This is a genomic window from Rhodopseudomonas sp. RCAM05734, assembly GCF_052658035.1.
This window is the reverse complement of sequence record NZ_CP199742.1, coordinates 6,149,579-6,166,803: the sequence shown is the minus strand read 5'-3', so window position 1 is coordinate 6,166,803 and position 17,225 is coordinate 6,149,579. Positions and strand designations below refer to the sequence as shown.

General features: G+C 64.8%; 21 protein-coding genes. 12 read left to right on the top strand and 9 right to left on the bottom strand.

Annotation, left to right across the window (positions count from 1 at the left end):
• Nucleotides 1-262: 262 nt before the first annotated feature.
• Both ACUXVA_RS29200 and ACUXVA_RS29195 read left to right on the top strand, forming a co-directional pair.
• Nucleotides 263-2,614, top strand: a complete 2,352-nt coding sequence (locus tag ACUXVA_RS29200; protein WP_265082417.1) for a bifunctional salicylyl-CoA 5-hydroxylase/oxidoreductase — start codon at nucleotides 263-265, stop codon at nucleotides 2,612-2,614.
• A gap of 229 nt (nucleotides 2,615-2,843) precedes the next feature.
• A complete protein-coding gene (locus ACUXVA_RS29195) occupies nucleotides 2,844-4,094 on the top strand; it encodes a flavin-dependent oxidoreductase (protein WP_445489718.1) in 1,251 nt (416 codons plus the stop codon).
• A gap of 227 nt (nucleotides 4,095-4,321) precedes the next feature.
• Here the strand turns inward: ACUXVA_RS29195 and ACUXVA_RS29190 are convergent, their stop codons facing one another.
• The 6 genes from ACUXVA_RS29190 to ACUXVA_RS29165 form a co-directional block, all read right to left on the bottom strand.
• Nucleotides 4,322-4,777 (bottom strand): cupin domain-containing protein, encoded by a 456-nt coding sequence (locus ACUXVA_RS29190; RefSeq protein ID WP_265082419.1) that lies wholly within the window; start codon nucleotides 4,775-4,777, stop codon nucleotides 4,322-4,324.
• Nucleotides 4,778-4,820: 43 nt separating this feature from the next.
• Entirely contained in the window at nucleotides 4,821-5,519 is a 699-nt protein-coding gene (locus tag ACUXVA_RS29185; RefSeq protein ID WP_265082420.1) for an ABC transporter ATP-binding protein, read from the bottom strand.
• A complete protein-coding gene (locus ACUXVA_RS29180; protein WP_445489715.1) occupies nucleotides 5,519-6,268 on the bottom strand; it encodes an ABC transporter ATP-binding protein in 750 nt (249 codons plus the stop codon). Before ACUXVA_RS29180 ends, ACUXVA_RS29185 begins: the two co-directional genes overlap by 1 nt.
• The gene (locus ACUXVA_RS29175; RefSeq protein ID WP_265082422.1) at nucleotides 6,265-7,239 is read right to left on the bottom strand and encodes a branched-chain amino acid ABC transporter permease; all 975 of its coding nucleotides are present in this window, start codon (nucleotides 7,237-7,239) and stop codon (nucleotides 6,265-6,267) included. The genes ACUXVA_RS29180 and ACUXVA_RS29175 overlap by 4 nt, the downstream gene beginning before the upstream one ends.
• 11 nt (nucleotides 7,240-7,250) lie before the next feature.
• Complete coding sequence (locus ACUXVA_RS29170) at nucleotides 7,251-8,171, bottom strand: branched-chain amino acid ABC transporter permease (RefSeq protein WP_265082423.1); 921 nt, start codon at nucleotides 8,169-8,171, stop codon at nucleotides 7,251-7,253.
• Nucleotides 8,172-8,425: 254 nt separating this feature from the next.
• The gene (locus ACUXVA_RS29165; RefSeq protein ID WP_445489712.1) at nucleotides 8,426-9,598 is read right to left on the bottom strand and encodes an ABC transporter substrate-binding protein; all 1,173 of its coding nucleotides are present in this window, start codon (nucleotides 9,596-9,598) and stop codon (nucleotides 8,426-8,428) included.
• Here ACUXVA_RS29165 and ACUXVA_RS29160 point away from each other — a divergent pair.
• The 5 genes from ACUXVA_RS29160 to ACUXVA_RS29140 all read left to right on the top strand — a co-directional run bounded on the left by ACUXVA_RS29160 (nucleotide 9,587) and on the right by ACUXVA_RS29140 (nucleotide 13,535).
• Nucleotides 9,587-9,757, top strand: coding sequence for a hypothetical protein (locus ACUXVA_RS29160; RefSeq protein WP_265082425.1), 171 nt, complete (start codon nucleotides 9,587-9,589; stop codon nucleotides 9,755-9,757). The genes ACUXVA_RS29165 and ACUXVA_RS29160 overlap by 12 nt on opposite strands.
• 170 nt (nucleotides 9,758-9,927) lie before the next feature.
• Complete coding sequence (locus tag ACUXVA_RS29155) at nucleotides 9,928-10,434, top strand: MarR family winged helix-turn-helix transcriptional regulator (RefSeq protein WP_265082426.1); 507 nt, start codon at nucleotides 9,928-9,930, stop codon at nucleotides 10,432-10,434.
• Nucleotides 10,431-11,252: an alpha/beta hydrolase gene (locus tag ACUXVA_RS29150; RefSeq protein ID WP_265082427.1), complete on the top strand. Its 822-nt coding sequence runs from the start codon at nucleotides 10,431-10,433 to the stop codon at nucleotides 11,250-11,252. Before ACUXVA_RS29155 ends, ACUXVA_RS29150 begins: the two co-directional genes overlap by 4 nt.
• A gap of 141 nt (nucleotides 11,253-11,393) precedes the next feature.
• Nucleotides 11,394-13,043, top strand: a complete 1,650-nt coding sequence (locus tag ACUXVA_RS29145) for an AMP-binding protein (protein WP_445489709.1) — start codon at nucleotides 11,394-11,396, stop codon at nucleotides 13,041-13,043.
• A 12-nt stretch (nucleotides 13,044-13,055) separates the two neighbouring features.
• A complete protein-coding gene (locus tag ACUXVA_RS29140) occupies nucleotides 13,056-13,535 on the top strand; it encodes a RidA family protein (protein WP_413776455.1) in 480 nt (159 codons plus the stop codon).
• 31 nt (nucleotides 13,536-13,566) lie between these two features.
• On the opposite strand, the gene ACUXVA_RS29135 is transcribed toward ACUXVA_RS29140, so the two are convergent.
• Complete coding sequence (locus tag ACUXVA_RS29135; RefSeq protein ID WP_265082429.1) at nucleotides 13,567-13,830, bottom strand: hypothetical protein; 264 nt, start codon at nucleotides 13,828-13,830, stop codon at nucleotides 13,567-13,569.
• Between the two features lie 551 nt (nucleotides 13,831-14,381).
• Between ACUXVA_RS29135 and ACUXVA_RS29130 the strand changes: the two genes are divergently transcribed.
• Nucleotides 14,382-14,792 (top strand): DUF805 domain-containing protein, encoded by a 411-nt coding sequence (locus ACUXVA_RS29130; RefSeq protein ID WP_265082430.1) that lies wholly within the window; start codon nucleotides 14,382-14,384, stop codon nucleotides 14,790-14,792.
• 51 nt (nucleotides 14,793-14,843) lie between these two features.
• On the opposite strand, the gene ACUXVA_RS29125 is transcribed toward ACUXVA_RS29130, so the two are convergent.
• Together ACUXVA_RS29125 and ACUXVA_RS29120 are read right to left on the bottom strand one after the other, a co-directional pair.
• Nucleotides 14,844-15,131, bottom strand: coding sequence for a BrnA antitoxin family protein (locus tag ACUXVA_RS29125; protein WP_445489706.1), 288 nt, complete (start codon nucleotides 15,129-15,131; stop codon nucleotides 14,844-14,846).
• Nucleotides 15,079-15,339: a BrnT family toxin gene (locus tag ACUXVA_RS29120; RefSeq protein ID WP_445489704.1), complete on the bottom strand. Its 261-nt coding sequence runs from the start codon at nucleotides 15,337-15,339 to the stop codon at nucleotides 15,079-15,081. The genes ACUXVA_RS29125 and ACUXVA_RS29120 overlap by 53 nt, the downstream gene beginning before the upstream one ends.
• Before the next feature lie 436 nt (nucleotides 15,340-15,775).
• On the opposite strand from ACUXVA_RS29120, the gene ACUXVA_RS29115 reads away from it, so the two are divergent.
• The 4 genes from ACUXVA_RS29115 (at nucleotide 15,776) to ACUXVA_RS29100 (ending at nucleotide 17,109) form a co-directional block, all read left to right on the top strand.
• Nucleotides 15,776-15,949: a DUF3606 domain-containing protein gene (locus tag ACUXVA_RS29115; RefSeq protein WP_265082432.1), complete on the top strand. Its 174-nt coding sequence runs from the start codon at nucleotides 15,776-15,778 to the stop codon at nucleotides 15,947-15,949.
• Nucleotides 15,950-16,538: 589 nt separating this feature from the next.
• A complete protein-coding gene (locus ACUXVA_RS29110) occupies nucleotides 16,539-16,757 on the top strand; it encodes a hypothetical protein (protein ID WP_445489701.1) in 219 nt (72 codons plus the stop codon).
• Nucleotides 16,754-16,960, top strand: coding sequence for a hypothetical protein (locus ACUXVA_RS29105; protein ID WP_265082434.1), 207 nt, complete (start codon nucleotides 16,754-16,756; stop codon nucleotides 16,958-16,960). The genes ACUXVA_RS29110 and ACUXVA_RS29105 overlap by 4 nt, the downstream gene beginning before the upstream one ends.
• A 14-nt stretch (nucleotides 16,961-16,974) precedes the next feature.
• Nucleotides 16,975-17,109, top strand: coding sequence for a hypothetical protein (locus ACUXVA_RS29100; protein WP_265082435.1), 135 nt, complete (start codon nucleotides 16,975-16,977; stop codon nucleotides 17,107-17,109).
• The last annotated feature ends 116 nt before the right edge of the window (nucleotides 17,110-17,225 follow it).

The following is a 17,225-nucleotide window of genomic DNA, read 5'->3' as shown; positions in this document are numbered from 1 at the left end:
GTCCCGGACGCGGCGCGGCACCCTTGTGCCGCTCCGCGTCCGGGACCGTACCAAGCGCCGGCGTTTCGGACGGCCCCGGCTCTGCGGAGCACTACGCTGCCTTCGGCAGCGCATTGCGCCGCATCCGGGGCAGAAACATTCCGCCGGCAGGGGCCGCGATTTGATCTGGGTCAAAAGGCGCCGGCTGCCGCGCAAACGGGCTTGCGCCTAATTACTTTAAGGTTAAAGTATCTCGTCTGAAGCTCAGGACGCGGAGATTGTTATGAAGATCGCAATCATTGGCGGCGGCCCGGCGGGCCTCTACGCAGGCATCCTGCTGAAGAAGCAGCGGCCGCAGGCCGACATCACCATTTACGAGCGCAACCGTCCCGACGATACCTTCGGCTTCGGCGTGGTGTTCTCCGATGCGACCCTCGACAACTTTGAAAAATACGACCTGCCGAGCTACCAGCGCATCACCCAGGAGTTCGCCTACTGGGACGATATCGCCGTGCATTTCCGCGGTACCGTGCACCGCGTCGGCGGTAACGGCTTCTGCGGCTGCTCCCGCCGCACCCTGCTTATGATCCTGCAGGAGCGCGCCCGCGAGCTCGGCTGCAAGCTGCTGTTCGAGATCGATATCACCGACGAGAGCCGGTTCGCCGACGCCGACCTGATCGTGCTGTCGGACGGCATCAACAGCCACTTCCGCAACAAGTACATCGAGCACTTCCAGCCCGAGGTGGATCTGCGCTCCAACAAGTTCACCTGGATGGGGTCGACCCGGCCGCTCGACGCCTTCACCTTCCTGTTCGAGGAGACCGAATGGGGTCCGTTCATCGCCCATGCCTATCAATACGAGGCGGGCCGCTCGACCTGGATCTTCGAGACCGATCCCGAGACCTTCAAACGCGCCGGCCTCGAAGGGCTGAGCGAGCAGCAATCGGCCGAGCGCATGGAGCAGATCTTCGCGGGCTTCCTCGAGGGCCACAGACTGCTGATCAACCGCTCGATGTGGCGCAATTTCCCGATGATCCGCAACAAGCGCTGGGTCAAGGACAACATGGTGCTGCTCGGCGATGCCAAGGCGACCGCGCATTTCTCCATCGGCTCCGGCACCAAGCTGGCGATGGAGGACGCCATCGCACTCTATGAATCGATGGGCCGTGCGCCGACGGTGGAAGCCGCGCTCGACGATTACGAGCACGGCCGCCGCGAGGAGACCGAGAAGATCCAGCACTCCGCCGACGTCTCGCTGGTCTGGTTCGAGCATGTCGACCGCTTCTGGGATTTCGACCCTGTGCAGTTTGCCTTCGGCGTGATGACGCGGTCCAAGGCGATCACCTACGACAACCTCACTTTGCGCGCTCCGGGCTTCGTCAAGCAGGTCGACAAGGCTTTTGCGGAGCAGGTCCGCGCCAGCGGTTTTGACGTCGACGTGAAGAAGCCGGCGGCGCCAATGTTCCAGCCGCTCAGGCTGCGCGAGATGGTGCTGGCCAACCGCGCCGTGGTCTCGCCGATGTGCATGTACTCGGCGAAGGAAGGCGTGCCCGGCGATTTCCATCTGGTGCACTACGGTTCGCGCGCCATCGGCGGCGCCGGCCTGGTCTTCACCGAAATGACCTGCGTCGGCCGCGACGCGCGGATTACGCCCGGTTGCGCGGGACTGTGGAACGACGAACAGCAGGCGGCGTGGACCCGCATTGTCGATTTCGTGCACGCCAATTCGGCGACGAAGATCTGCCTGCAGTTGGGCCATGCCGGACGCAAGGGCGCGACCAAACTGATGTGGGACGGCATGGACCGTCCGCTGGCCGAGGGCGCGTGGGACATCGTATCGGCGTCGCCGATCCCGTATTTTCCCGACAGCCAGGTGCCGCGCGAGATCGACCGCGCCGCCATGGATGCGGTGAAGGCGGAGTTCGTGGCCGCAGCCGAGCGCGGCGACGCCTGCGGCTTCGACATGCTCGAAATGCACGCGGCCCACGGTTATCTGCTGGCCAGCTTCATCTCTCCGCTGACCAATCGGCGCACCGATGACTACGGCGGCTCGCTGGACAATCGCCTGCGCTTCCCGCTGGAAGTATTCGCAGCCATGCGTGCCGCGTGGCCGGCGCACAAGCCGATGTCGGTGCGCATCTCCGCCACCGACTGGGCCGAAGGCGGCATCACCGGCGACGATGCGGTGCTGATCGCGCGTGCTTTCGCCGAAGCCGGCGTCGATCTGGTGGACATTTCCACCGGCCAGACAGTGCGCGAGGCGCAGCCGATCTATGGCCGCATGTTCCAGACGCCGTTCTCCGAACAGGTTCGCAACGAGGGCCGTGTCGCCACCATGTGCGTCGGCAACATCACGACCGCGGACCAGGTCAATACCATCGTCGCGGCCGGCCGCGCCGATCTGGTGGCGCTCGGCCGTCCGCATCTGGTCGACCCGTCATTCACCATAAAGGCCGCCGCCTGGTATGGCGCTAAGGATGCCTATTGCCCGCCGCAATACATGCCCGGCAAGGAGCAGATCTTCCGCAACAGCGTCCGCGACAAGCTGGATTTTGAGGACCTGAAAATTAAGGCTAAGCCGAAGACCCGCGCCGAGCTGCGCGCCGAAGCCGCCAAGCCGCTTGCAGCGGAATAAGCGGTCATGCGACGCTGACGGAAATGGAGCGCGCGGACACCTCTCCCCACCGGGGAGAGGTCGCCTGGCGAAGCCGGGCGGGTGAGGGGGCGCAGAACTCTCGATGGCGCGTTGCCCCCTCACCCGGCTTCCACATGCTTTGCATGTGAAAGCCTTCACCTCTCCCCGATGGGGAGAGGTGGAGGCAGGCCGGTGTTTCGTACGCTAGTAACCAAGTGGAGCAGGGCTGATGAAGGCAATCATCGTTGGCGGCGGCGTAGGCGGTCTCACCACGGCGCTGATGCTGCGGGCGCGCGGCATCGATTGCGAATTGTACGAGCAGGCGGACTCGATCCGCGAACTCGGCGTCGGCATCAACACGCTGCCGCATGCGATCCGCGAACTCGCCGGCCTCGGCCTGCTCGATGCGCTCGACGCGGTCGCCATCCGCACTGACGAGCTGCACTACCTCAACCGCCACGGCCAGGAAGTCTGGCGCGAGGGCCGCGGCCATGGTGCCGGCCACGACGTGCCGCAGTTCTCGATCCATCGTGGCCGCCTGCAGAGCGTGATCCACAAGGCGGTCGAGCAGCGCCTCGGGACGCAGGCGATCCATACCGGACGCCGGCTCGGCTCGTTCACCCAGGACGAAGGCGGTGTCACCGCCTATTTCTTCGACCGCACTGGCGCCCATGTGGAAACCGCGCGCGGCGATATCCTGATCGGCGCTGACGGCATTCATTCCAAGGTGCGCAGCACGCTGTTTCCCGACGAGGGCGGACCGGTCTGGAACGGGCTGATGCTGTGGCGCGGCGCGCGCGACTGGCCGGCGTTCCTCACCGGCAATTCGATGATCGTCGCCGGCGGGCTGCATGCCAAGGTGGTGGTCTATCCGATCGCCGAGGGCTCGAGCCCGTCGACCCGGCTCACCAACTGGGCGGTGCTGGTCAAGATCGGCGAGGGCGGCTCGCTGCCGCCGCGCCGCGAAGACTGGTCGCGGGTCGGCAAGCGCGACGAATTGATGCCGCATGTGGCACGCTTCAACGTACCGCATGTCGACGTGCCGGCGCTGATTACGGCTACGCCGGAATTCTGGGAATATCCGTGCTGCGACCGCGATCCGCTGCCGTACTGGTCGAGCGGCCGCGTCACTTTGCTCGGTGACGCCGCTCATCCGATGTATCCGGTCGGCTCCAACGGCGCCTCGCAGGCGATCCTCGATGCCCGCGCGCTGGCGGATTCCCTGGCCCATGCCGAGCATCCGCGTCAGGCGCTGATGGCCTATGAGCGCAAGCGGCTGCCGATGACCGCGGAGATCGTCCGCGCCAACCGCCGCGGCGGCCCCGAGGGCGTCATCGACGCCGTCGAACAGATCGCGCCGGATGGTTTTGATCACATCGACAACGTGCTCAGCTATTCGCAGCGCGAGGCCATCGTGCGCGGCTACGCCAGCAAGGCGGGCTTTGCAGCGCTTCCTGGCTTGTCGGTGGTGGGCGGGTAGGCTGCAGCGGCGAGCGTAAGCGGCGCCGACTGCTCTTCCTTCCCCTCTCCCACGGGCGCCGCGCAGCGGCGTCTGGCGGGAGAGGGTGGATCGAACCGCGAAGCGGTTCGAGACGGGGGCTCTTACTCGCGTCGGAGCCTGCGGCCTTTCCCTCTCCCGCCCTCACTTCGTTCGGGCCCCTCTCCCGCGGCGCGCAGCTTTGCTGCGCTGGGGGAGAGGGGAAGTGCTCACGCCCCCGGAGGCGGCGGCAGGAAGTGGATGTTGTATTCCGCGGCCAGCGCCACCACGTCCGCCGGGTTCTGCTCCTTCATGTTGTGGATCGCCCAGAACAGGTCGTAGAGCCGCCGGCTCGGCGACACCCAGAACAGCACCTTGGCCGACTGGCTGGTCTTGTTGAAGATGCCGTGCGGGATGCCGCGCGGCAGTCGCACCAGGTCGCCCGGCGTGGCCTGGGTCTCGCCGTCGCCCAGCATGAAGTCGAGCTTGCCCTCGAGGATGTAGAGATACTCGTCCTGGTCGGGATGGATGTGCGGCGGCACGAAGGTGCCGACCGGGAAGGTGGCGTGCCACGAGAACGAGTCCTCTGTGCAGTTCTTCGGCACGTAGGTCTGGCCGAGAATGCTCCAGGAGATGCCCTGCATGCCCTCGTTGGCCCGGGTGATGCCGGCGATTTCAGTTTTCATGTTGCTTCCTTCCCTTGGATACGACGCCCCGCGAGGCGCATTGTTAAACGTGCAGGAACCGATCCTTGACGGTAGGATCGTCCTTCAACTCGGCCGAGGTGCCGGTCCACACCACGCGGCCCTTCTCGATGATGACGTGGCGATCCGCGAAGGCGGCCAGCGCGTCGACGTTCTTGTCGATCACCAGGATCGATTGGTGCTCGGCCTTGAGTTTCTTCAGGCAATTCCAGATCTCGATGCGGATCAAGGGCGCTAGCCCTTCGGTGGCCTCGTCGAGGATCAGCAGCTTCGGATTGGTCATCAGCGCGCGGCCGACAGCCAGCATCTGCTGCTCGCCGCCGGACAGTTGCGTGCCCATGTTGCCGCGGCGTTCCTTGAGCCGGGGAAACAGCTCGTAGATCCGCTCCAGCGTCCAGCGTGCCGGCGGTTCGCGCACGGCGGCGGTTGCCAGCAGGTTTTCCTCCACCGTCAGCGTCGGGAAGATCTGCCGTCCCTCCGGCACCAGTCCGATGCCGGCCTGCGCGATCTTGTAGGGTGGCAGGCCGGTCAGCGGCTTGTCATCGAAGGTCACGCTGCCGCCGGTCGACGGCAGCAGGCCCATGATGGTGTTGATGGTGGTGGTCTTGCCCATGCCGTTGCGGCCGAGCAGGGTGACCACCTCGCCGGCGCCGATGCGCAGCGAGATATCGAACAGCACCTTGGCGGCGCCGTAGGCGGCCTGCAGGTTGGCGACGTCGAGCATCAGGCCTCCTCGCCGAGATAGGCAGCGCGCACGTCCGCATTGTCGCGCACGCTCTGCGGCGGACCGGAGGCGATGATGCGGCCGTAGACCAGCACCGAGACGCGGTCCGCCAGCGCGAACACCGCATCCATGTCGTGTTCGATCAGCACGATCGGCAGTTCGCGCCGCAGCTCCTGCAGCGTGGCGATCAGCCGCTGCGACTCGTCGTGGCTGGTGCCGGCGAGCGGTTCGTCGAGCAGCAGCAGCTTCGGCTTCGCGGCAAGCGCGATGGCAATCTCCAGCCGGCGTTTTTCGCCGTGCGACATCTGCCCGGCCGGGACCAGGGCGCGGGCGGCCAGGCCGAAGCGCGTCAGCAGCCCCATGGCGATGTCGTTGAGATCGGCCTCGGCGGCGGCATTGCCGAAGAAGCGGAAGCTCGAGCCGTGCTGCGCCTGCGCGGCAATGGCGACATTCTCCAGCGCCGAGAAGCGCGGCAGGATCGAGGTGATCTGGAACGAGCGCACCAGTCCGAGTTTGGCGCGCTCGGCCATCGGCAGCCGCGTGACGTCGTGACCGTGGAAGATGATGCTGCCGGAATTCGGCGAGGCGAGGCCGGAGATCTGGTGGATCAAGGTGGTCTTGCCGGCGCCGTTGGGACCGATGATGGCGTGCAGCTCGCCGGCCGCGACCTCCAGCGAGACGTCGTCGGTCACGCGCAGCGCGCCGTAGCTCTTGTACAGGTTCTTCAGCTGCAGCGGTGCTGTGCTCATGGCTTGCTCCCCAGCCACCCGCCGATGCCGCCGCGCGCGTACAGCACGACGAGGATCAGGATGGGCCCGAAGATCAGCGCCCAGTGCTCGGTGTAATGCGACAGCAATTCCGCCAGCAGGCTGAACACCGCGGCGCCGATGATGGCGCCGTGCAGCGAGCCGATGCCGCCGAGCACGATGACGAAGATCAGGTCGCCGGAGCGCTGCCAAGCGGTGTAAGCGGGGCTGACGAATTCGGTCTGGTTGGCGAGCAGGCAGCCGGCCACGCCGGCGATCATCCCGGCAATCACATAGGCCGTGAGCTGGTAGCGATAGGGCGCAAAGCCGATCGCCTCCATGCGCACCGGATTTTCGCGGATGCCGCGCAGCACGCGTCCGAAGCGCGACGCCACGATCGCCCGCAGCAGCAGATATGCACCGAGCAGCAGGGCGAAGCAGAGGTAGTACAGCGCCTTGTCGTTCTTCAGGATGTTCGATCCGAACAGCAGGCTGCGCGACGCCACGCTGAGGCCGTCGTCGCCGCCATAGGCGGCGAGCGACGTCGCGAGGAAGAACAGCATCTGGCCGAACGCCAGCGTGATCATGATGAAATAGACGCCCTTGGTGCGCAGCGAGATGGCGCCGGTGATCAGCGCGAACAGGAACGACACCAGAAGCGCCGTGCCGAGCTGGACAAAGCCGTCATTGATGCCGTGGCTGGACAGGATCGCCACGCTGTAGGCGCCGATGCCGATAAAGGCGGCGTGGCCGAACGAGATCATGGCTCCAAAGCCGATCAGCAGGTCCAGCGACATGGCGGCCAGCGCCAGGATCATGATCCGCGACGCCAGCGCCAGGATGAACGACTGCGGCCCGTAGACGGCCGCCAGCGGCAGCAGCGCGAACAGCGCGAACACGACCGCCGGCAGCACGAAGGCGCGGCTGCGGCGCGCGGGTGCAGGGACGGTCTCGAGATCGATGAGCTTGCTCACGTGTTGTCCCGTCATGATTTGGTCGGGAACAGGCCGGACGGCCGGAAGAACAGCACCGCGGCCATCAGGATGTAGATCAGCATCGGCGCAATGGCGCGGCCGATCTGGCTCGCCGCCGCCGGATCGAGCAGCATCTTCAGCAGCGTCGGCGCCATGAAGCGGCCGAGCGTATCGACGAGGCCGATCAGCAGCGCCGCAATGAACGCGCCGCGGATCGAGCCGATGCCGCCGATCACGATGACCACGAAGGCGAGGATCAGCACATTGTCGCCCATGCCCGGCTCCACCGACAGGATCGGCGCCACCATGGCGCCGGCGAAGCCCGCGAGCATGGCGCCGACGCCGAACACGATGGTGAACAGCAGGCGGATGTTGACGCCGAGCGCGGAGACCATCGCCGCATTGCTGGCACCGGCGCGCACCAGCATGCCGAGCTTGGTCCGGTTGACGATGAGATACAGGGCCAGTCCGACCGCGAGGCCGACGGCGATGATGACCAGGCGATACACCGGATACAGCATGCCGTCGGCGATCTCGACGGCGCCGCTCAGCGCATCGGGGATCGGCACGCTCAGCGGGGCCGCACCCCAGATGAACTTCACCGCCTGATTGAGGAAGATGATGACGCCGAAGGTGGCCAGCACCTGGTCGAGATGGTCGCGGTCATAGAGGTGACGGAAGATCAGCAGCTCCAGCAGCAGGCCGAAGATCAGTGCCGTGGGCAGCGCCAGCGCCAGGCCGGCGAGGAAGCTTCCGGTCATGGCCGTGAACGCCGCCACCAGATAGGCGCCGACCATGTATTGAACGCCATGGGCGAGATTGATGAAGTCCATAACGCCGAACACCAGCGTCAGGCCGGCGGCGATCAGGAACAGGATCAGCCCGAACTGCAGGCCGTTGAGGATCTGGACAAGAGCAAGGGTGAGCGTCATGCGGCCTGGTTACCAATTGCGCCAGCGAACCTGTTCGCGTGGCTGAAATCCGTCGCCGCGTCCGGGCTTAGTAACCTCTCCCCGCACTTGCGGGGAGAGGTCGGATGTCGCGCGCAGCGCGATATCCGGGTGAGGGGCCGGGCACGCGCTCAACTCAACTGCGGTCTTCGCGGATCGGAAGAGCCCCTCACCCCGACCCTCTCCCCGTGAAGGACGGGGAGAGGGAGAAGCGGCGGCTCCGCAATCGTGCTTGCTTACTGCGCGACGCAATCCTTGGCGTACTTGTCGGCGTAGTTCGTGAATACCTTTTCCACGATCTCGGTCTGGAACTTGCCATCGGCGCGCTTGGCGACCTTGGTCAGGTAGAAGTCCTGGATCGGATAGCCGTTGCCGCTGAACTTGAAACCGCCGCGCAGCGAGGTGAAGTCGGCCTTCTTCATGGCCGCGCTCACCTTGGCCTTGTCCGACAGGTCACCCTTGACGGCGACGACGGCGCTGTTGATCAGCATCGCCGCGTCGTAGGACTGGAATGCGTAGGTGGCGGGCACGCTGTTGTAGGCCTTCTCGTATTCCGCGACGAACTTCTTGTTGGCGGCGGTGTCGAGGTTGGGCGCCCAGTTCGAACCGCCAAACATGCCGACCGCTGCGTCCTGCTGCGCCGGCAGCGTGGATTCATCCACGGTGAAGGCCGACAGGAACGGAATGCGGTCGGACAGGCCGGCCTGCTTGTACTGCTTGACCAGATTGACGCCCATGCCGCCGGGCATGAAGGTGAACACGGCGTCGGGCTTCATCGATGCGATCTTGGACAGTTCGGCCTGGAAGTCGAGGTTGCCCAGCGGAATGTAGGATTCCTCGACGATCTCGCCCTTAAAGTCCATCTTGAAGCCGGCGACCGAGTCCTTGCCGGCCTGATAGTTCGGCACCATCAGATAGACCTTCTTGTAGCCGCGGTCCTGCGCGACCTTGCCGAGGATCTGGTGGATCTGGTCGTTCTGGTACGAGGTGACGTAGAAGAACGGGCTGCATTCCTTGCCGGCGAAGCTCGATGGACCGGCATTCGGGCTGATCAGGAAGGTCTTGTTCTCGATCACCGGCTTGTGGATGGCGCCGAGGATGTTGGAGAAGATCGGGCCGACCACGAAGTCGACCTTGTCGCGCTCCAGCAGGGCCTTGACCTTGGTGACGGCGACGTCGGGCTTCAGCTCGTCGTCGACGACGATGACTTCGACGTCCTTGCCGCCCATCTTGCCGCCGAGATCCTTGACCGCGAGGTTGAAGCCGTCGCGGGCCTGCTGGCCGAGCACGGCGCCGGCGCCCGACAGCGACACGATCACGCCGACCTTGATCTTCTCCTGCGCCATCGCCTGTCCGGCGATCACGCTTGCCAGGACGGCAAGTCCGGCGAGTTTCACATGCTGCTTCATGACTTCTCCTCTGCTCGGCCGCGCATTGCGCCGAAATTCCGCCAACCCAAATTCAGCCTTCGACGGCAGCTTATTCCGATGATGGCTGCCGCCGCAAGCAAACCAAAGGCGGGCAGCCCGACCGGAAACCCCATGCAAGCGGCGCGCCAATTTCTTTGAACCTTAAAGAAGTTTGCCGGGGAGGCCAGTCGGGTGGCTGCGGCGTTTTGACTTGCGGACGTCCGGGAATTCCTTGAAGGTCAAAAGGATCGGCTGGCGCATGCGCGGCGAGTTGTGGATTGCTGCGCTCCGTTGCTGCCGCGAAGGTTCTCGGGAGGTAACATCGCATCATGGATCTCGATTCCGAAACCAAGGCCTCCGAGCATTCCGAAGATCACGGCGACGAGTTGCGGCTGTGGCTGCGGCTTCTGACCTGCACGACCCTCATCGAGGGCGAAGTGCGCAGCCGCCTGCGCGAGCGCTTCGACGTGACGCTGCCGCGCTTCGACCTGATGGCGCAGCTCGACAAGGTGCCGGACGGCATGACGCTGTCGGATGTCTCCAAGCGCATGATGGTCTCCAACGGCAATGTCACCGGCCTGGTCGAACGGCTGGTGGAGTCCGGCCATATCGATCGTCGCACCTCGGAGGCCGATCGCCGCGTGCAGGTGATCCGCCTGACCAAGAGCGGCCGCGCCGAGTTTCGCAAGATGGCGGAAGAACACGAGACGTGGATCGCTGAAATCTTCGGCGACCTGGCGCCGAAGGATGTCCGCGAGTTGATGCGGCTTCTGGCCAAGACCAAGGCGTCGGCGCAGAAGGCGGCGCAGAAGCCGGCAACCGGCAAGGGCTCGTGAACGTGGCGATCGATTACGAGGTCGAATACAATAACCGCGCGCGGGTGCCGGAAAATCCGGCGCTGATCGCCGGCTGGGCGCGTGACGCCAAGGCCTATCGCGAGGCGCGGACAGGGCGCTGGCACGTTATTCCCTATGGTGCCGGCGCGCGCCACAGCATCGATTTCTTTGCCGCCGAGGGGCAGGGGCCGATCGCCGTGTTCATCCATGGCGGCTACTGGCAGGCGCTGGACAGCTCGTTCTTCAGCCATCTGGCCGGCGGCCTCAATGCCCACGGCATCAGCGTTGCCGTCCCGAATTACGATCTCTGCCCGACGGTCACCGTCGACGACATCATCGATCAGACCCGGCTGGCGATGCGCGAACTCGCAAAGCTCGGCCAGCCCTTGGTGGTCAGCGGTCACTCGGCCGGCGGACACCTTGCGGCCTGCATGCTGGCGACCGACTGGCGCGCCATCGATCCGGCGTTGCCGGACAATCTGATCGCCGCCGCCTATGCCATATCCGGCCTGTTCGATCTGGTGCCGCTGGTCGGCACCAGCATCAACACAGCCTTGCATCTGGATGATGCTGCGGCGCGGCGCGCGAGCCCGCTGCTGTGGCCGAAGCCCGTGCGCGGCAGCCTCGACGCGGCGGTCGGCGCTCTGGAGAGCGCGGAGTATTTCCGCCAGAGCGAGAGCATCGTCGCTGCGTGGGGTGGTGCTATCGCGACGCGGTTTGAGGTGATTCCCGACGCCAACCATTTTACCGCGATCGCGCCGCTGGCCGATCCGCAATCGCCGATGACGCTGCGTATCAGGCAATTGGCGCGCCGTTAGGCGGGGTTTGCCTAAACATCTCGCGCCGCCAGGGCAAAAAATCGCGACCCGGCGGCTGGTGCCAGTTGCACGAATTTGTTTTAGGTTTAAAATGATATTCAGATGACGCTGCCGGGCGTCTTGACGTGACAGGAGCATGCAATGGCCGTCGCCGAAGCTCGACTCACCAAGGCCTACACTGCCCATATCGATACGTTCGCGCGCGACAACATGCCGCCGCCCGAACAGCTGCCGGACTTTCTGTTCACCCGGCCGGAGTTTCAATATCCCGCGCGCATCAACTGCGTGGTGCCGTTTCTCGACCGCTGGGTCGATGAGGGCCACGGCGATGCGCCGTGCATGTTCGGTCTCACCGACAGCTATACTTATCGCGAGCTGCAGGCGCTGGTGAACCGGATCTGCAACGTGCTGGTCGGCAAGCTCGGGCTGGTGCCGGGCGGCCGTGTGATGCTGCGCTCCGCCAACAATCCGATGATGGTCGCCACCTATCTCGCGGTCATCAAGGCCGGCGGCGTCTGCGTCGCCACCATGCCGCTGCTGCGCGCCAAGGAACTGACCTATCCGATCCAGAAGGCGAAGATCGCGCTGGCGCTGTGCGACGGCAAGCTGTCCGACGAAATGGAAAAGGCGAAAGCCGCCGCACCCGAGCTGAAGCGCGTCGTCTACTGGGGCACCGGCAAGCCGGAGTCGCTGGAGGCATTGATCGCCGACGCCAGCCCGGACTTCACCGCGGTCGATACCGCCTCCGACGATATCTGCCTGATCGCCTTTACCTCGGGCACCACCGGCGAGCCGAAGGGCACCATGCATTTTCACCGCGACATGCTCGCGGTGTGCGACGGCTTTGCCCGCAACGTGCTACGCGCCGAGCCGTCCGACCGCTTCATCGGCTCGGCGCCGCTGGCCTTCACCTTCGGCTTCGGCGGCGTGCTGTTCCCGCTGCATATCGGCGCGTCCTTCGTGGTGCTGGAAAAGGCCGGGCCGGACGAGTTGCCGCCGGCGATCGAGAAGTTCAAGGTCACGGTGTGCTTCACCGCGCCGACCTCCTATCGCGCCATGCTCGCCAAGATGGGCACCCACGACATCTCCAGCCTGCGCAAATGCGTGTCGGCCGGCGAGACCTTGCCGATCGGTACCTACGACGCCTGGCTGAAGGCCACCGGCATCAAGCTGATGGACGGCATCGGCGGCACCGAGATGCTGCACATCTTCATCTGCGCCACCGAGGACGAAATTCGCCCGGGCTCCACCGGCAGACCGGTGCCCGGCTATGAGGCCAAGATCATCGACGAGGAGGGCCGCGACGTGCTGCCCGGCACCCTGGGACGGCTCGCCGTGCGCGGCCCCACCGGTTGCAAGTATCTCGCCGATCCCAGGCAGCCGAAATTCGTGCAGAACGGCTGGAACCTGACCGGCGACACCTTCATCATGGATGAGGATGGCTACTTCTGGTACAAGTCGCGCTCCGACGACATGATCGTCTCGGCCGGCTACAACATCGCCGGCCCCGACGTCGAAGCCGCTCTGCTGACCCATCCCGCGGTGGCGGAATGCGGCGTGGTCGGTTCGCCCGACGAGGCGCGCGGCATGCTGGTGAAAGCCTATGTCGTGCTGGCGCCGGGCTTTACCGGAGACGATGCGCTGACCCTCGAGTTGCAGAACCACGTCAAGCGCGAGATCGCCCCCTACAAATATCCGCGCGCCATCGCGTTTGTGGAGCAACTGCCGAAGACCGAGACCGGAAAGCTGAAGCGCTTTGCGCTGCGCCAGATGGCGACGGCTGCTGAATGAAATGAGACATCTATGTCCGAAGGAGATTTGCCGGTGACCGCGCCAAAGAGCCCCACGCTGACCGTGGTTCCGAGTTCGAAGGTCGATGCGCATCTGTCGGCGCCGCGTGTGCTGCAGCCCTCAGGCTGGCCGGCGCCGAAGGGCTATGCCAACGGCATGAGCGCCGACGGCCGCATTGTGGTGACCGGCGGCGTGATCGGCTGGGATACCGCCGGCCATCTGCCGGCCGACTTCACCGCCCAGGTGCATCAGGCGCTGAGCAACATCGCCGCGATCCTGAGCGAGGGCGGCGCCAAGCCCGAGCATCTGGTCCGCCTGACCTGGTATGTCGTCGACATGGAAGAATATCTCGGCAACCTGAAAGCGCTCGGCAAGATCTATCGCGAGATCTTTGGCGCGCATTATCCGGCCATGGCGCTGGTGCAGGTGGTGCGGCTGGTCGAGCTCGCCGCCCGCGTCGAAATCGAAGCCACTGCGGTGGTGCCGCGCTAGGTGCGCGGCGCGCGCGTGGCGATGCCACGCCTCAGCGGCTGACCACCAGGCGCAGCCGCGGCCTCGCGGGAGTCGTGCAGGCGGCGGTCCGGGCCGCCTCAAGCTCCGCCGCCAGCGTCAGCACCCGGCCGTCCGTCGAATTGAGCGCACAGGTCGAGAACTGGTCCACCGAGCGGGCCAGCGCCTGGGTCTCCGCGTCGGTCTTGGTGATCTTTGCCAGTCGCAGCACCATGCCGCCGAGACTCACCAGCAGCTCGTCGAGAGCCTTGTCGATTTTCGCGATCTCGTCCTTCATGCGTCAGCTCCATTTCCATGGTCGCCGGGATAATGGGCGCGACGAAGGCACGTTCCTGCGGCCGGGCCGTGATGGTTAACGCGCAGTTAACGGGTTACGCGAGCGCGACCAACGCCAGCACCAGCAGCAACGCGAGCATGAGCGCCGCGACCAGCCGCCAGTTCCGCGGGTCGGGGGCGAGCATCCGGCGCCGGGTGATGAGGTCGTGGAGCATGCGACGTCCTCGTGGAAATGACCGACACGATCTGGGCCCACAGGGGCATACGCCGGGAACGGGTTAGATTGCGACGCGTACCGATGCGTTGCTGTCGCGACGAGAAGCCGGCAAAATCGCCGCGTCCAACATCCCCGTTATGGCCGGCTGTCACCCGGCGTATGCGCCTGACAATGACGGGCGGGGCATTTGGTTGCAGCGGGGCGTGAATAAGACCCGCATGGTATTCAGCGAGCGCGCCTGCTTTGCCGGGCATGACGCATCGCACGCAAGCTGCATGGACATGATGCATGCGGCGCGCAATTGAACCCCGCGAAGCGCCACGCGACCAATCCGCATGCAGAACACATCCGCCATCAAAGGCCGTATGGGCCGGGCCCGCTACTGGATCTGGAGCGGCCTTTGCGCACTGGCCGCGATGGTCGGGCTGGTTCTGGTCGTCGGCACGGTCAACCAGACCAGTCAGAGCCCGGTGAATGTCCCGGCCACCATCGCGGCGATTGCAGGCGCTTTCATGTTCGTTGCGGCGTGCGTGGCGCTGGTCGTGATCGGCGTCTGGCGGCTGCATGACCGCGGCAAGTCCGGCTTCTGGATCGTCCTGTATTACGGTGCGCCGTCGGTTCTGGCGCTGATGGCCGTCGGCCCGCAAACGGACGGCATATTGCAGAACGGGCTTGCTCTGGCGATTCTGGGTTGGGCGATGATCGACCTTGGAGCTCTGGAGGCCGCCGAGCCGCTCGCGGCGTAGCAGATGGCCGATCCCGCCTGTCGTTTCGCCGATGCGGTTACGCGCGGTCGCTCACGCACTCTTCTTCAGCTTGCGGGCACGGCGCAGGTCAGCGTTGAGCTGGGCCTGCCAGCCCTTGCCGAGCGCGCGATAGGTTTCCAGCACGTCGGCATCGAGCCGCAGCGTCACCGAGCCCTTCGGCTTGTCGCCGAGCGGCGGTCGCCCGCGCCGGATGACCTTGGCGCCCTGGGTGATCTCGCCGGTCCGGAAGAACTCATCGAGCACTTCCGGCGCATCATCGGGGTCATCAGTCAGCGGCTCGCCGAAAGAGCGCGAGCCAACGAGCTTCTTCCTTGGCATGGCAGTATCTCATTGAAATGACGTGGCGGGCGTCGCCACGCGGGGTCCAGACGATCAACACCATCCTCGACCGGACGCGGCCGGCAGCGATGTAGCGCACCTCGCCATAGTCGAAACGGTCATCGACCTTTGTCACCACGTCCCCCCGGAACGCTTCGTCGGCGTCGGCGTCGGCTTCCAGATCCAGCCCGCGCTCGCGCAACGTCACCGCGCGCTTGCGCGATCGCAAGTGATGTGGTGACGGCGCGGATCGTACGCGATCATCCGATTTATGTAGTGGCAAAATTGCGCGGTGTCGAGGATTATGTCATGACATAATGCGGCGATACTCAGTAGATGGCGTAGCCCGGATGGGCGAAGCGATATCCGGGTTTCGATTGTTGCCGCTGATACCGCATGGCGCTCCGCTCGTGCGGACGACGCGCCGAGCTAGTTCCAGTCGGGACCTGCGCGATGTCGATGACATGTCGATCGGCGCCGGCCGTGATGAGCATTGACGGCACAGGTGATCTCCCGATTGTGCGATTGGCGTCGGCGAAACGGTTCCTGAGTTCGGTTCCCGACACAAAAAACCCCTGCGGCACTGGGGGAACCTAAATTTCTTCGCCGCATTTAAGGAGTGTATTTCGCGGAGGAGCCCGACCATGGACGATCTCAAAAAGACCGGTCAGCAGGATCGCAGCAAGATCAATATGCACGAAGATCACGAGGTCAAGTACTGGACGAAACAGCTCGGCGTTTCAAAGGACGAACTACAGAAGGCCGTCGATAAAGTCGGCAACGGCGCCGCCGCCGTTCGCAAGCAGCTCGGCCAATGAAACCGATCGTGAAGAGCTGGACAGAGCAGGAGCTGGTTCGGCTGAGGCAGATGGTGCTGTCGGGGGCATCTGTGGCCAGATGCTCGGCCGCCTTCAATCGCCCCAGCAACTCGGTCAGGAATCAGGCCCGCAGAATGGGCATCCCGTTTGTCGGAGCGCGGATTGTCAAAGCCGCGCAGAGGGCGAAGATCGCCTCTGCCGAAAGCAAGTTGCCGCCGGGCAGCTGGCGATACGATGGCACCCGAGTCTGATCTCATTCTGCAATTGAGAGCGGAACGACTGGCGGCGGTGACGTGCTTCTCGATGTCACGGCGCACCGAATGTAGTTCAGATCTGGCCCGCGTTCGACGCGTGGATCGGTACCTGGTATCCGCAGCGTGGGCAACATATTGAGTTGTCCATAGCGCCCATCACGTTGGGCGGCCCAACGGCAATGCCGGTGAGAAGTTCCCGGCGGCTGTATGTCGGATAGGCGACAAACGATTTAAGTCGCTTCTCGAACATAGACGGGTGTATGGTTCGGTATCGGCGGTCTTCCTGGCATTCGCTGACAGAGAGTTCGGTCATGCTCCCGCCTGGCGAGGGAGCTATGTCAGAAGCCGAACTCGTTTCGATTTCCAAACATCGCTACAGCGCCACGGAATTGGCCGATCTTCGGCGGGCCTCCATCCTGCTCGCAAGGGGTCTGCCCGTGGGCGCCGACCGCAACCAGCATCGCCAGATCGCCGTCTCGCTCCGAGCGCTTTTCAGCAGCGAGAAGTGGCTCGAAGCAAATGGCCTCGCCACCCCAACGGAGAGAATTCCATGAAGCGTCCGATCAACGGCCCCGACATGCACGACTGGCAGACACGCGCAGATGACGCCCTGGAATTGGCGCGAGCGATGCCCCCGGGCGCGGAGCGTATCGATGCGTTCAAGAAGGCCGGGATGCTCCGTAACGCCGCCGAGGCCAAAGCTATTTTCGTGCCGTCCATGTTTGCGAACACAACTCCGAAATCTGACAACTCATAATTGCGGGAGCCGTTATGTGGACCAGAATCACGCAATGGATGGAGACAACGAACGGCTTGGCGATCGGGGCCGTGCTCGACGGCACGCTGGCCGTCGCATTGGCGGCAATCGCGACCGCGAGCCTGCGGCTGCTGTTCGAATTGCTGTGAGCCTTGTCGCTGAGGTGGAAGCGCCGATGCGGCGCCGCGAGCATGCCCAGCCTCTCGACGTCGCCGGAAGTCGCTGTTGAGTGAACGGACGTGGCGACGCAGCGCGTAGGGCGGGT

Excerpts from the sequence above, each read along its gene's own strand:
- ACUXVA_RS29100 (WP_265082435.1), top strand. The coding sequence starts at position 16,975 with ATGTGGACCAGAATCACGCAATGGATGGAGACAACGAACGGCTTGGCG.
- ACUXVA_RS29115 (WP_265082432.1), top strand. The coding sequence starts at position 15,776 with ATGGACGATCTCAAAAAGACCGGTCAGCAGGATCGCAGCAAGATCAAT.
- ACUXVA_RS29190 (WP_265082419.1), bottom strand. The coding sequence starts at position 4,777 with ATGAAAACTGAAATCGCCGGCATCACCCGGGCCAACGAGGGCATGCAG.
- ACUXVA_RS29180 (WP_445489715.1), bottom strand. The coding sequence starts at position 6,268 with ATGAGCACAGCACCGCTGCAGCTGAAGAACCTGTACAAGAGCTACGGC.
- ACUXVA_RS29165 (WP_445489712.1), bottom strand. The coding sequence starts at position 9,598 with ATGAAGCAGCATGTGAAACTCGCCGGACTTGCCGTCCTGGCAAGCGTG.
- ACUXVA_RS29140 (WP_413776455.1), top strand. The coding sequence starts at position 13,056 with ATGTCCGAAGGAGATTTGCCGGTGACCGCGCCAAAGAGCCCCACGCTG.
- ACUXVA_RS29170 (WP_265082423.1), bottom strand. The coding sequence starts at position 8,171 with ATGACGCTCACCCTTGCTCTTGTCCAGATCCTCAACGGCCTGCAGTTC.
- ACUXVA_RS29105 (WP_265082434.1), top strand. The coding sequence starts at position 16,754 with ATGAAGCGTCCGATCAACGGCCCCGACATGCACGACTGGCAGACACGC.
- ACUXVA_RS29155 (WP_265082426.1), top strand. The coding sequence starts at position 9,928 with ATGGATCTCGATTCCGAAACCAAGGCCTCCGAGCATTCCGAAGATCAC.
- ACUXVA_RS29130 (WP_265082430.1), top strand. The coding sequence starts at position 14,382 with ATGCAGAACACATCCGCCATCAAAGGCCGTATGGGCCGGGCCCGCTAC.
- ACUXVA_RS29110 (WP_445489701.1), top strand. The coding sequence starts at position 16,539 with ATGTCAGAAGCCGAACTCGTTTCGATTTCCAAACATCGCTACAGCGCC.
- ACUXVA_RS29195 (WP_445489718.1), top strand. The coding sequence starts at position 2,844 with ATGAAGGCAATCATCGTTGGCGGCGGCGTAGGCGGTCTCACCACGGCG.
- ACUXVA_RS29200 (WP_265082417.1), top strand. The coding sequence starts at position 263 with ATGAAGATCGCAATCATTGGCGGCGGCCCGGCGGGCCTCTACGCAGGC.
- ACUXVA_RS29185 (WP_265082420.1), bottom strand. The coding sequence starts at position 5,519 with ATGCTCGACGTCGCCAACCTGCAGGCCGCCTACGGCGCCGCCAAGGTG.
- ACUXVA_RS29135 (WP_265082429.1), bottom strand. The coding sequence starts at position 13,830 with ATGAAGGACGAGATCGCGAAAATCGACAAGGCTCTCGACGAGCTGCTG.
- ACUXVA_RS29145 (WP_445489709.1), top strand. The coding sequence starts at position 11,394 with ATGGCCGTCGCCGAAGCTCGACTCACCAAGGCCTACACTGCCCATATC.
- ACUXVA_RS29125 (WP_445489706.1), bottom strand. The coding sequence starts at position 15,131 with ATGCCAAGGAAGAAGCTCGTTGGCTCGCGCTCTTTCGGCGAGCCGCTG.
- ACUXVA_RS29160 (WP_265082425.1), top strand. The coding sequence starts at position 9,587 with ATGCTGCTTCATGACTTCTCCTCTGCTCGGCCGCGCATTGCGCCGAAA.